11 protein-coding genes and 1 CRISPR repeat array are annotated in these 13,255 nt (G+C 52.3%); all 11 genes read left to right on the plus strand.

What is annotated here, in order from left to right:
- Positions 1–523 precede the first annotated feature (523 nt).
- Positions 524–1,015 (plus strand): hypothetical protein, encoded by a 492-nt coding sequence (locus tag SPI6313_RS00005; protein ID WP_072619155.1) that lies wholly within the window; start codon positions 524–526, stop codon positions 1,013–1,015.
- A 103-nt stretch (positions 1,016–1,118) separates the two neighbouring features.
- Positions 1,119–4,172 carry a type III-B CRISPR-associated protein Cas10/Cmr2 gene (cas10, locus tag SPI6313_RS00010; protein WP_072619156.1) on the plus strand — a complete coding sequence of 1,018 codons (3,054 nt, stop codon included), beginning with the start codon at positions 1,119–1,121 and terminating at the stop codon, positions 4,170–4,172.
- Positions 4,173–4,236: 64 nt separating this feature from the next.
- Positions 4,237–5,373, plus strand: a complete 1,137-nt coding sequence (locus tag SPI6313_RS00015) for a type III-B CRISPR module-associated Cmr3 family protein (protein ID WP_072619157.1) — start codon at positions 4,237–4,239, stop codon at positions 5,371–5,373.
- A 42-nt stretch (positions 5,374–5,415) separates the two neighbouring features.
- Positions 5,416–6,213, plus strand: coding sequence for a type III-B CRISPR module RAMP protein Cmr4 (cmr4, locus tag SPI6313_RS00020; protein ID WP_072619158.1), 798 nt, complete (start codon positions 5,416–5,418; stop codon positions 6,211–6,213).
- A 22-nt stretch (positions 6,214–6,235) separates the two neighbouring features.
- A complete protein-coding gene (locus SPI6313_RS00025) occupies positions 6,236–6,631 on the plus strand; it encodes a hypothetical protein (RefSeq protein WP_072619159.1) in 396 nt (131 codons plus the stop codon).
- A gap of 48 nt (positions 6,632–6,679) precedes the next feature.
- Positions 6,680–8,590, plus strand: a complete 1,911-nt coding sequence (locus tag SPI6313_RS00030) for an RAMP superfamily CRISPR-associated protein (RefSeq protein ID WP_072619160.1) — start codon at positions 6,680–6,682, stop codon at positions 8,588–8,590.
- Positions 8,591–8,601: 11 nt separating this feature from the next.
- The gene (locus tag SPI6313_RS00035) at positions 8,602–9,885 is read left to right on the plus strand and encodes a hypothetical protein (RefSeq protein ID WP_072619161.1); all 1,284 of its coding nucleotides are present in this window, start codon (positions 8,602–8,604) and stop codon (positions 9,883–9,885) included.
- Between the two features lies 1 nt (position 9,886).
- A complete protein-coding gene (locus SPI6313_RS00040; RefSeq protein WP_072619162.1) occupies positions 9,887–11,053 on the plus strand; it encodes a helix-turn-helix transcriptional regulator in 1,167 nt (388 codons plus the stop codon).
- A gap of 147 nt (positions 11,054–11,200) precedes the next feature.
- Positions 11,201–11,458, plus strand: a complete 258-nt coding sequence (csx18, locus tag SPI6313_RS00045; protein WP_217650439.1) for a CRISPR-associated protein Csx18 — start codon at positions 11,201–11,203, stop codon at positions 11,456–11,458.
- Positions 11,459–12,433, plus strand: coding sequence for a CRISPR-associated endonuclease Cas1 (cas1, locus tag SPI6313_RS00050; protein ID WP_072619164.1), 975 nt, complete (start codon positions 11,459–11,461; stop codon positions 12,431–12,433). It abuts the gene before it with no gap.
- On the plus strand, positions 12,433–12,711 hold the full coding sequence (cas2, locus tag SPI6313_RS00055) for a CRISPR-associated endonuclease Cas2 (protein ID WP_072619165.1): 279 nt from the start codon (positions 12,433–12,435) through the stop codon (positions 12,709–12,711). Before cas1 ends, cas2 begins: the two co-directional genes overlap by 1 nt.
- A gap of 177 nt (positions 12,712–12,888) precedes the next feature.
- Positions 12,889–13,227: a CRISPR direct-repeat array (repeat unit 36 nt; unit sequence GTCTCCACTCGCTGGAGACCCTAATTGATTGGAAAC).
- Positions 13,228–13,255: the final 28 nt, after the last annotated feature.

Raw genomic sequence — 13,255 nt, forward strand, 5'->3', positions numbered from 1 at the left:
GATGCTCCCACTCCATTCACGTCAATATTCTAGCTGGGAATAAATTAAGAAGGGAGCAGGATGCTCCCACTCCATTCACGTCAATATTCTAGCTAGGAATAAATTAAGAAGGGAGCAGGATGCTCCCACTCCATTCACGTCAATATTCTAGCTAGGAATAAATTAAGAAGGGAGCAAGATGCTCCCACTCCATTCACGTCAATATTCTAGCTAGGAATAAATTAAGAAGGGAGCAAGATGCTCCCACTCCATTCACGTCAATATTCTAGCGAGTGGAGACAGTTTTAAAGGATGAAGTTCCCGTCGCAAACTCCACATCCTCAACCCCATCACCCTACCATCCCGCCCGAAACAGCGATCGCACCTCCCCAAAATCAATCCTCTATTTTTGAACCCATCCCAAAACCGCCCCAATTGCCGCCCCAGCCAGCAACCCCCCAAAACTTAAGAAATAGAATGATTTTGTGGATTAAGGCGCGATCGTTTCCGTATTCTGGGAAAGGCAACTCAATGTAGAGAGCAAATGGCACAGCGTACCGTCCAAGAAATCAGCGGCCAACCCGGCAAAATCGCAGGAGCATTCGTTTCGCCGGTAGGGGGGCAGATTTCGCTACGGGTCATTGATGACCACCTCCGCGCTCAGACAAAACTCGCCTGGGGACTCGAAACCAAAGAGATATTGATTAAATGCGAGCGGATTGAGTCCGTCGAAGTCACAGACGGGCGGATTTGGTCGCTCCTTTGGACAGGTCTGGGCATCCTCTTGGTCGCGACAGTGTGGGAATCTGTGATGTTGTTTGGGGTTATATTCATCGTTGCGTTTTTCCTGATTAAACAACGCTGGTTGATTGTCTATTCCGGTCGCCAAACCTTGATTCTCTTCTTTAAAGAATCCGAAATGGCCAACGTCCGCGCCTTTGCTCAAACCCTCGTTGCCAAACAAAAACGACAGATGCCCCCCGCTGCGCCGCCCCCCCGTCAAGATTCATCCCGCAATCTTGAGAAAAAACGCTAAAGCTCAACATTTATTAAATCCTGCATAAAAGAGCGATCGCGCCCTGATAACTCCTCAGAGGCCGCAATCTGTCACGCTGCCCAATCCTTCCGCCTAAACCACCATGCCGCACTACTACACATCCTATTGGCAAGCCAAAATCTGGGGGCTACTCCATGATCCTGCCCTGAAAGGACTCCACAACAACACCGGACGCGGTGGTGAAGGCCAGTGGCAACGGCTCGCCTGTATGGACGGCTGGCATTCCCCGAAAGATCACGGAACCGTCACCACCCATCAATCACGGCAATGGCTGGATCATGTGGGACTGTGTGATGTGATCGCCTCGGCAAGCGATCGCGCCACCCTCGGCCGTCTCCCCAGTGAAACAGCGATCGACTACGACGCAGACGGCCTGGAAATCCGTCACCTCCTCTCCGGCGCATCCCAACGGCTCAAACTCAGTCAATGGCACGACCCCGTAATCAGGGGCGATCGCGCCCAGTGGCTTCAGGAAAGAGAAGAATTGGTTTTAGAGACGGTGAAAGATTGGGACGATCCGCGCCAAGTCTATTGGTGGCTGTGGCGGTGCTATCCCGTCGCCCTGTCGAAAGCGTTGAGTGATGAGCATCCAGAAACGATGCTGCCCCTGCTCCCGGCAGAAACGCGGCTTCCCGATGCCTCCCTCTGGAGCCACACCAGCACCACCAGCGCGATCGCTGGAGCCTTGGCCGGATATCACCGCGACCCGGCACAGTATCCCCCCCAAGAAAAAGGCGTGCAGCGTCAAGCCGATGCGGCCTATCCCCAGTCCTACCCGCATTTGGTGGCGTTCACCTTTTCGCCCGTGCAGGAGTTGATTAAGGCGAGTCGGAAAATGCGGGATTTTTGGGCGGGGTCGTGGGTGCTGCATTATCTGTCGGCGCGGGTCTGTTGGGAGTTGGCGTGGAAATATGGGCCGGATATTTTTGTCTATCCCTGCCTGTATGAGCAGCCCTTGATTGATGGGTGGTTGTTGGAAAAATACCCGGAGTTTAGCAAGTGGATTGCCGAACCGAGCGATCGCGCCCTCCTCACCGCTGGGTTTCCCAATGTGATCACCTGCATTCTGCCGGACAATGGCACACCAGAGGGCAAAAACCCGGTGCGATCGGCGATGCAACAGGCCGACAGTGCATTGAAACAGGAGTGGCAACGGGTGGGCGATCGCGTTCTCCAGGATCTCCAGGGCAACAACGACCGTTGGATCAAAGACCTCAACCCCACCACCTGGCACGGTTGGCTAAAATCCCAATGGCAAACCTACTGGATTGCCACGCCCATCGGTCATCCGGAAGCCGAACTTCACCAAGCCCCACCCCAAGACTCAGAAACCGACTCCACTGCCTATGAAACTTGGCGAGATTTTCAAAATGCGATCGCGCAACCCAAGGACGCTCTTCTGACCACTCACGAAGTGCAGTTTTTAGCTGCGATCTATTCCACTCTCTCAGAGGATGCTAAGCACCAAAACTCGGACGATCAGGATTCATCCCCCCAACTTTCTAACCTGAATGTGGGATCGTGGTGGGGCTATATGTTCGACCAACTGCGGGCCCAATTGGCAGCGGTGAAAAATGCGCGAAATTGGACAGTACCCACGGCCTTCGGGCCGCGATCGACGATTTCGGGGATCGGGCCGGTGGTGCATGGCGGCGAGGATTGGGTGACAGAGGGGGAGACCCAACGAGATTGGGTGCGATCGCAGGGTTTCGGCCTCTTCGACGGCATCGAAGCCCTCAATGCTACGGAAGTCGTCAAGCGCGGCCTGAGTCGCATCCTCAAAAAAGACCTCTTACCCGGCAAAATTCAAAAAGATGAATTTTACTACCCAGACCTCAATGCCGGAGTGGTGGGCTGGCTGAAAACTCAGTTAGAGCAGAATTCTACAGATTGCATGGCTGCGTATCAGCGAGCCTGCGATCAGATTCAGCGTGATTTCCCTTGGACTCAAACCTCAAAAGGGGATTACACCTGGGGCATTCCCTGGGTGCATCAAAATCACCCCAATCTCCCCCATCCGCGTCTAATCAATGCGGGCTGGTTGATTGAAGACTTTGAAAGCAGCGATCCGGAGCAGAAAACCGCAGAACTCCAAAAACTCCGCACCGCCATCCAAACCACCTTCCCCGCCGGCCAAAACCCCACGGATTGGTATGTTCTGGCCGCGGGCGATGGCGACAACATGAGCAGTTGGCTGAAGGGTAGCAAAATGGAACCCTACAAAGACTATTTTCCCGACGCTCTAAGCGACAAACTCGACAATCTACCGGATCGACTCCGTGAACCCTTTGACCAATTCAGCCAAGAAAACAAACGGATGGGCCCTGCGACCCATGCGGCCCTGTCCCGCGCTCTGCTGGATTTTTCTAACCAACTCCTGCCCTACCTGACGGAAACGCGCTACGCGGGCCGCTTAATTTACGGCGGCGGCGATGATGTGCTGGCCTATACAAACTTATGGGAGTGGGATGATTGGCTGTGGGATGTGCGGCAATGTTTTCGCGGTGATGCTGATCCCGGTGAGGAGTTTGATAACTCTGGGGATTATTGGCGTTGGGATGCTAAACAAGACTGTCCGCTGGGCATCTCCCAGCGACCCCTGTTTACCTTGGGCGGCAAGGCGACGATTAGTTTTGGGGTGGTGATCGCCCATCAGTCGGTACCGTTGGCGATCGCCCTCGAAAACCTCTGGGCGGCCGAGGAAGGCGCAAAAGAGCATTGCTACACCAACGAGAAAGGCGACATCATGCCCAAAGATGCGATTCAAACCCGCGTTCTCTACAGCAACGGCAACAGCCTCACCACCACGAGCACGTTTGACACCTTCAAGCAGTGGCAAGCTCTGCTGACATTCGATCTAGATCCGTCGCTCTTTGAACAAGCCGCCCAAACCCTAGAACAACACCCGATCCCGATCGAGGGTGCGATCGCGCCTTGGGTGCAGGGATTCTGCGATCGGCGTGAACAGTTGAAAGCCCTCGATCCTGAGGATCAGAAAGCCTTGATCACCGCCTTCCAAACCTGGATCGATTCAACCTGGCGCACCAACACTTCCCCCGGTATCAATCGACAACTCCGAGCCGGGTGCAAACTCGCCGCCTTCATGCAGCGCAACCGAGCGATCCGCTACAGCTAACCAGGGGCTTAAGCCCCTTGCCTCTGTGATTGACTGCCTTGCCCCCTTTTTCAGCCTGAAACCGATGACCCAAACACTCCACTGGTATACGATCACCCCCTTTGATGTCCTGCTGTTTCGGGATGCGAAACCCTTCAGCCCCGGCGAACGGGCTTGGGCCCAAGGGGTCTTTCCGCCCCACGGCTACACGATTTTAGGCGCAATTTTGGCCGCCCTTGATCCTGTAGCCGCTTCTGCATCCATGCAAATCACCGGGCCGTTTCTCTGTCGCGATGCCGAAACTCTTTATTTCCCCAGCCCCCTCGGTTTTACCGAGGGATCGCCCCTCGTTCCGTTGCCCTGGCAGGAGCGTGGGCATCCCCTCCGCTATTCGATCTACAATCCTCAGCAGCCTAGCCCGTTGGTGTTTTCCGGCGATCGCCCCTCCGATGACAATGGCGATCGCGCCAAAACCAACCGCCAATATCGCCGCTATCTCCCCTATTCCACCCTCCTGCACTACCTCAACACCCACCCCCTCACCCCGGACGATTTCAAGTGTCTTCCCGGTGAACCCGAACAACCGTGGGACGTGGAAATCCGCCCCCACAACAAAATCCAAGCCGGGAGCCGCCAAGTGGAAACCGCCGATGGCTACTTCATTGAAAAAGCCGTGCGATTACGATCGGGCTGGAGTTTAGCGATCGCCCTCAACCAGCAACTCCCCACCCCCCTAACCCTGCGTCTCGGCGGCGAAGGCCATCGCGCCCTCTTGCAACGCTGTCCCGCCCTGGATGATCCGTGGCAGGCAATCCAAACCCAATCGGCGGAAAATTTCACCACCTTGGCACGGGAGCAGGGAAGAGCGATCGCCTATCTCGCCACCCCCGGCGTTTTTGAATATCCCCAAAAACAGCCCAACGGCAAAATCCGCGCCACCTGTCGCGCTTGGCCCTGGGAGTGGAAACTCACCCATGAGTCCGGGCCCCTCGTCAGCGTCGCCACGGGTCAACCCACCCCGATTAGTGGCCGAATCCGCGATCATCACAAAAACCCCGGCAACAGCATCCCCGCCCCCCAAGTCTTCGCCGCCCCCGCTGGCACGCAATACTACCTCAACCATCCCGCCCCCCTCCACCAAAACACCCCCAGCCCCAACCTCGCCCACCGACGGCGCAAACTCGGCTACACCGAACTGCTTTGGCTCCCCCACCGCTCTTAACGGAGCACCCAATTGATTGACGCACCTTTACCTAAACCATCCATGCAGATTAATCTCCAACATCTCTATCTCCTTGCGCCGCTCCATACCGGCGGCACCACCCAAGAGGGCAACCTCCTCGGCATCGCCCGCGAATCCCACACCAATTTCCCCTACATTCCATCGAGCACCATTCGCGGCAAACTCCGTTCCAGCCAAACCGACAAAACCCAGCGCGAACAACTCTTTGGCAACGAATTAGAAAACGGCAAACCCTCTAGCGGGGAAGGTCTCACCCAAGGTGATATCTGGATTGGTGACGGTTCAATTTTGTGGCTACCGATTCCGTCCTTGAGTCATGGCGTGGTGTGGATTAGTTGTCCGCTATTGCTGAAACGCTACGCCCGCTTGGCAGGCAAAAAAATTGATGTTCAGCCTTATTTTTGTAGTTTCAGCGATCGCGCTGCTCAGATTTATCTCAAAGATGCCATCTTTAAACGTGAAGAATTAACAAAATGGGACAACTGGGAAGATGTAGTTCCCGGTGCAGACAACCAAGAGATTGATCGGGTCTTAGTTTTAGAAGATCAACACTGCGCCACAATCATTCAAATGGGTCTCTGGCGACAAGTCAAAATTAAACTTGATGCCCATAAAAGTGTAGAAGCTGGTGCATTTCGCTATGAAGAGGCAATCCCCCCCGACACCTTAATGTATTTTTCTTGGGGTTTAACGTCGCAATCTAACAAGACCGGCCAAGACTCTGAAGCAAAGCTCAAAGAAGTGTTCAGCAATGAATCTGTTTTACAAATTGGCGGCCAAGAAAGTCTAGGCCGCGGCTTCGTCCAAAACTTCACATAATCTTGACTAATCTGGAGAAATCATGCCTACATTCGACCCGCGCACCCTCAACAAACATGCCTTTGAAGCCCTGAATCAGTTAAGCACTCAACAAAGTAATAATGATTCTCGCCGGAAAGACCAAAAAAATCAAGCTCAGGAGCTTTATACCTATATTTCAACCTGGGGACTGATCCGATTAAAAGCGGAAGAAAAAGCATTAAATCAAGAGGGCAGAAAAGAAGTTGTAGTTGCTTTTTTTGAAAAACTAAACATCATTTCTAGTCATACAGATTTAGTTGATGAAAATCCAATTCAAACTCTAATTAACTTAAGTGCCAATGAATACTTGGGATTAACTGGATTAGCAATTGAGTTAGCAAATGAGTTTGGATTTTGGGCGAATGCGGTTTATTCCGATATTAGCGGCTCTCAATAAGGCTAAACACAAAAATCCAGAAAACACTGTAAATTCTTCCATATTATTATGCCTGAACCATCACCCTGGTTAAATCCAAATAACCTACCTAATCCCGATCCAGCCGCGAGCTTTGTGGAGTATTTACGCTGGATGCGGGCTTTAGATAGCCTCGATCATGGCGATCGCTACAAAAACGAAACGAAAACTCAAATCTTGCACGAAGCCACAAATAAGGCAGACTATCACAAACGGTTGAAAAAACTGTGCGATCGCACCCAATTAATCGCGGGCAGCGGTAACACCTTTGAGGTCTCTTGTCCGTGGCGGATTCGGGTGGGGGGACATCGTGGCCCGGAAAGTATGCTGTTACCGGCCTTTGATGCCTTGGGAATGCCCTATATTCCTTCGGCGACGTTGCGGGGGGTGGCGCGGAATCAGGCGATTCGGGAAAAGTTGGCGAAGGTTTCGGAGTGGGAGCGGGTGAAAACAGCAACGAAAGAAGAGAATGAGCGTGATTACCTCCGAGCCAAAGATCTTTGGGCGAAAGCCGATCGCGCCGTTGCTCCCTATTTTGGCCATTTGAACCCCAATGACGACCCCAAGAATCGCGAAAATTCTATGGGGGCGGTGACGTTCCTTGATGCCTATCCGCTGCCGAGCAAAGCGGGGGGGTTAGCGATGGATATGGCCAACGCAATTTGGAAATGGGACGGCGATCAACTAAAGTATGAACCCAATCCCAACACGTTTTTATCCCTCGAAAAACCTACTTTTTTAATCGGGTTTCGCCCTAGTAGTATTGGGTGCGACTCTGAAAAACTAGAAAAGGTTAAAAACTGGCTAATCGATGGGTTATCCTCTGGCATTGGTTCCCAAGTAAATTCGGGTTATGGTCAACTGCTTAAACCCAATCAGAAACCCAAAAAACCACCATTTTTATCCGTTGATTTCAGTATTGAGGGTCAACTCATCCACGGTTATCAAGCTTTTACAGGGTGGAAAATCAATAATAAGGGAAATTTAGAAATGCGTGGAAAAGCGAATGCAGAAGTTCGTCCAATCGCATTTAAATCCATGTTGCGGTATTGGTTCCGAACCTTTGCGCTAGGAGTCTTACCAACCAACGATGTACAAACTCTAGAGGCTGAAATTTTTGGCGGCATTCAACCTAAAGCAAAACATGGTTATTTACAAGTTAACATTGTCAATAAGGAAGATGTTCAAAAAGCCTTCAGGTCTAATAAGAAGTCTGATCAAACTCAATCCAATCAAAATAAATGTGGTAAACAAGAGGGTATTTTAAAGCTGTCTTTGTCTACAGCTATTCCTGAAACAAAACGAGCAGTTGTTGAAAGTCTGGCTAAACATTTAACTTGGCTCATGTTTAATTTGGGCGGGGTTGGCCAAGGCGCACGACGACCAAAACATGAAAGAACAAGTAATCCACGATATCGCGGTTCAACATTCACATCATTTGAGATGAATACCAATGATGAGTTCAGTAAATCTCCTAAGACAATTGAAAAATTTGAACAGAATTTTAAAAAAGCATTGCGTGAATTGTACGCCTGCCTTGGGACACTAAGTAGCACTATCATTGATTCTAGAAATTTACAATCAATGCCCGATGTCTCCGAAAAACAATGGCTCAATGCTGTGGATCGAGATTGTTATATTGTTCTAGTCAGTGGAGAGTCAAAGACAAACAAACCCTATGCTTTAGATGAGCTTCATTCTGAAACCCATAATCCTCAAAAATCAGTAAAAAAATATAATCAACAACTCTGTGGCTATACAGGTCAAACATCAGAACCTTCACCTGTATGGATTGCGAATTTTAAGGATTATCAAGTGGTTACTGTGTTTGGTGCAGTCAAAGTAAAAGGTGGTAATGTTCGTCTTCGTTATCTAAAACAACTGAAAGTAAATTCTGAAAAATTCATAAAAATTTTTCCTTTCGATAAAAAAAGTAACTAAACCTTAAAATCATGGCTAGTATCTTATTATCGTTTGTGGGGAATCAAGATCCGATCTCTGGGCCAACAGATGCGGAAGGGTCGATTATGACCTTACTGCGGGAATTAGTAGCGCGACAGATTGAGATCAAAAAAGTGGTGTTACTGTACACCACAGAAACCCAAAAGGGAGCCGAAGACACCCGCGATTGGATTGCCACAGAAGCCGAGTTAAAACAGTTTGAAGTGGAACTGATTCCCACCAGTGCAGCACTGTCGGAAGACCCCACGGATTTACTGGCCGCAGCCCAAGAAGCGCGGCGGGGATTGAAAATTGTCAAAACACAGTTCACGGAGGGCGATTCTCCGAAGGAGAGGCTGCGCCAACGCATCGAATTTAATGCCTCTTCTGGCACACCCGCGATGAAATCTGCCCTCAGTATGTTGCAAGCGGCAGGCTATGCGACTCAGGGGCGAGTGTGGCAAGTGCGAAATCCGAAGAAGTTACGGCCTGGACAAGAGCGGGTATTTGAAACCGATGTGACGGTGTTGCGGCAGGAGTTTGATCGGCAGAAGTTGCGGCAATTGGTGGCGGAATATAACTACAGTGGGGCGCTGGATTTGGTAGCGCAGTGTGATTTAACCATTGACGAGACAGCGATCGCACTCCTCAAAGCGTGCAAAACCTGGAATCAGGGTCAGTTTCAAGCTTTTTACGAACAAGCTGAATTCAAGCTCGATAAATCCCAGAAAAATCAAACAAAAACCTATTGGTGGCAAGCTTATGAGCAGGGTTGTACCGCCGTGGTGCGCCTCAAACAGGGAAACAGCACTGAAGCCATGCTGCATAGTTTTCGAGCGGTGGAAGGGCTGCTATTTGAATGGGTGAAGCAGCATTGTTCTGAGCATATTAAAGACGGTAAGGATGAGTTTGCTTATGATCAGGTTAATATTTCGATCGCTCGACAATTTCCAGATCTGAAAGAACACTTTAAAAGTGGCACAAACCCATGGCAAAACTTAGCCCGCTGGATGAATCTGAAAATTTTAGAATGTGCTGCGCCGGAGGTGTTTGATGATCCTGATTTTCGGGGGTGGTTGAATGCGGATGATCGCCGTAATCAACTGTCCCATTATTTAGGGGGGATTTCTGAAAAAGTCTTGTGTCAGGCGTGGTCGGTGGGGAATGGGGAAGAGTGGGAGGCGCGGCTGTTGCGGTGTTTGAATTTACTGGCAGAGCAGAACTTTGGTACATTTCAGAATGGCGCACTGTTACCCGTCATTCATCACCATCTGGAAAAAGCTCTAGCTCCCTAACTTGCCCCATCCCTACGCTAAATCGAAAGCCTTCACGCGGCTGCTTCTTTTGATCCGGACATTGTTGGACTATCCCGGTGTGGGTCAACCGGAACCGTCACACGATGGGCACGCTAACGCGAATCGCACCCGTCACACTGCGATCGCGCCCCTGCGCGATCGCCTCCGTCAAGTGGCCACCGAACAAGGCTACACCTGGCCGGAACACTATCCATCTGTGGCCACCTTGAATAAGGACTTGGGCTATCTGCGCGAGTGGGGGATTTTGGAGCGGCGGATGTATCGCTGGGGCTATTACCTCGGTACGGGGGTGATGCGTAAACCGGAGTTGAAAGCGGCGCTGGATGCTCTCCACTCCCAAGCCCAAAACCAAGGCGACCCGACGATCCGCCAGATGTATCACACCCTTGCCCAACGCCTGCGGGGGTTTCAGTTTGCGCGGGATCTGCCCCTGTCCTATCCGGTGCGCCAAATTTTTAACCGGGCGATCCATTGGACAGACCCCGCTGAAATGATGGCACGAGGGGCGATGCGTGAGACGCTGTTTCATCAGATTGCTGGACTGGAGGAAGCGATCGCTCACGGTCAAGCGATCGAAATTTCCCAACGAGTGGATCGCTACCAAGGCAATCAAGTGGGGATGATCGCCATCTGGCCGCTACAACTGCTCTACTACGATATCGCTTGGTATTTGGTCTATGAAACCTGTGAGGATGGCTGTTTAAGGATCACCCGCATGGATCGCCTCGGCAACTATTGCCAGGCGCTCACGTTCAACAGTCGAGGCATTGCCGCCCAAGCCCAAAGCCTCGAAGGGGTCTATCAGTTGTTGGCTAATGGGTGGGGGCTGAAGTTGGGAAACCGGGACGAGCAGCGGGCGGAACTGGCGGGGACCTTGGATCTGGAGCGGGCAAGGGTGCGATTTTTTCCGCCGGTGGCGGCGTTCATTGCGGAGGGGGAAACACGCCATCCCCGGCAGGTGATGCGATGGGATGCGCGGCGGCAACATTTGGATTATGAGGTGTCGTTACCGCCTCGCTCGTTGGATGAGTTTGGCATTTGGGTGCAACGTTATGCCAGCCACGCCCAGGTATTAGCGCCGGAGTTATTGGTGGAGCGGCATCGTCAACTGGCCCATGATTTGGCGAAACGTTACGGTCTGCTTTAAAAAATTCTATTTAATTATTTGGCTTTATCCTTAATTTTGCAAGGCTTTAAGGGATTTCAAAAATAGCAGCATTTGATAGTTTCGATCGCGAGAGTCTCGTTATGGTCAAGGAGCAGTTTTTCACGATCGCTAATAATGTGGTTATCTATGCGTGGGGCCGTTGTCCGTAATTGTGTTGTCGCGGGGGTGAATGGAGCCATTACCCTCACTTTGTTGTTAATCGCGCCGCTGGGGTTAGCAGCGGTGATCACGAATACCGCCCTCATCACCGCATCGACGCTGGTGGTGGGGATTGCCGCCGATGGGGTGGTGCGTTGGCTGGGCCCGGCTCGTAGTCCGTCGGGGCGATTTTCGGCTCCCTCGGCCCTCGACTCGGTAGACCGATCGCGCCCCCCGTCCAATTAGATGCGATCGCTCTACGTTTCTCAGCAGGGTTGCACGGTGACGCTCACCCAAGAAACCCTGATCGTCGCCACCCAAGGAGCCGTGATCACCACTGTGCCGCTCCCCCTTCTGGAGCAGGTGTTGATTTTTGGCCAGTCCCAAGTGACGACCCAAGCCATCCGCGCCTGTCTGTCGCGAGATATTCCCATCGTCTATCTTTCGCGGTTGGGCTATTGCTATGGCCGCACTCTGGCCCTCCAGCGGGGCTATCGGGCTTTGGCTCGCCAACAACAGGCCTTGACGGAATCGGAGCGGCTCCAGGTGGCGCGGGCGATCGCTCAGGCCAAACTCGCCAACTGTCGCACTCTCCTCCTTCGACAGCAGCGGCGGCGATCGCTGGATTTAGACTTGGCGATTCAAACCCTGGCCTATCTGGCGGATCAGGTGAGTACGGCGACTTCGGCGGCGCAGATTATGGGCTACGAGGGGGCAGCGGCGGGGTCGTATTTTGCGGCGTTTGGGCAATGTCTTCAAGGCTCGGAGTTTGCGTTTCTGGCGCGATCGCGCCGTCCGCCCCGGAACCCGGTGAATGCCCTCCTCAGTTTCGGCTATATGGTGGTATGGAATCACCTCCTCACCCTGATCGAACTCCAAGGGCTTGATCCCTATGCGGGTTGTCTGCACTCTGGTAGCGATCGCCATGCCGCCCTCGCCAGCGACCTGATCGAGGAGTTCCGCGCCCCGATTGTGGATTCGTTGGTGTTGCAGGTGGTGAACGGTCGCATGGTCACATCTGAGGATTTTGACTATCGTGATGGGGGCTGTTTTTTGGGGGCAACGGGGCGACGGACGTTTTTGCGATCGCTGCTCCAGCGTATGGAGGAGCGGCTCAGTGATGGCGAACCCCGTTGGGATTTACTCTCGCGCCAAGTCCGGCAGTTTAAGCAGTTTGTCTACCATCCCAGCCAGGGGTACAGTCCCTATCGCATCCGCTGATGTTGCTCTATGTGGTGACCTATGACATCCCCTCAAATCGGCGGCGGCGGCGGGTGGCGGCGTTGTTGGAGGGCTATGGGCGGCGGGTGCAGTGGTCGGTGTTTGAATGTGTGTTGCCGTCTCCTCTGTTCGCGGAGTTGAAGGGGCGGCTGAGGCGGCGGGTTAATCTGGAGGAGGATTCGATTCGGTTTTATGTGGTGTCGGGGCATACGTTGGGTCAGGTGGAGGTGTGGGGTGGGGTTCCGGTGGCGACGTTGCCGGGTTCGACGATTGTTTAGCGACGGGTTCTGAAAATGGCTGAATGGTTGATTTTTTCGTTAAAGGGTTCGATGTCTGATGGGGCAAGGGTTTCAGCCGTTTTTTTCGGACTTTTGGGGCGAGCGATCGCTCTTTTTTCGCGACCCGTCGATCTTGCCCCCTGGAACCTTGGCCCCCACTGCCCTTAAAATGGAGGGGTCTCCACTCGCTGGAGACCCTAATTGATTGGAAACTTTAAGGACTCGAAAAACAATGATCAAATTCAATCTCGGTCTCCACTCGCTGGAGACCCTAATTGATTCGAAACTAATTGTGATAGTCATGATTTTCTCCTTTTGTTAAATGTCTCCACTCGCTGGAGACCCTAATTGATTGGAAACTCGATTTGAGATTGGAGGCTTGCAGGGCGGGGGTCGATTTGAGTCTCCACTCGCTGGAGACCCTAATTGATTGGAAACCCATGCGCGTATCCGCAACCTGTTCGACGGCACCAACGGGGGGTCTCCACTCGCTGGAGACCCTAATTGATTGGAAACTGTGTAAGAATTTCAGCGCCGCCAAAAC

The sequence above is a fragment of the Spirulina major PCC 6313 genome (assembly GCF_001890765.1).
Classification (GTDB): domain Bacteria; phylum Cyanobacteriota; class Cyanobacteriia; order Cyanobacteriales; family Spirulinaceae; genus Spirulina; species Spirulina major.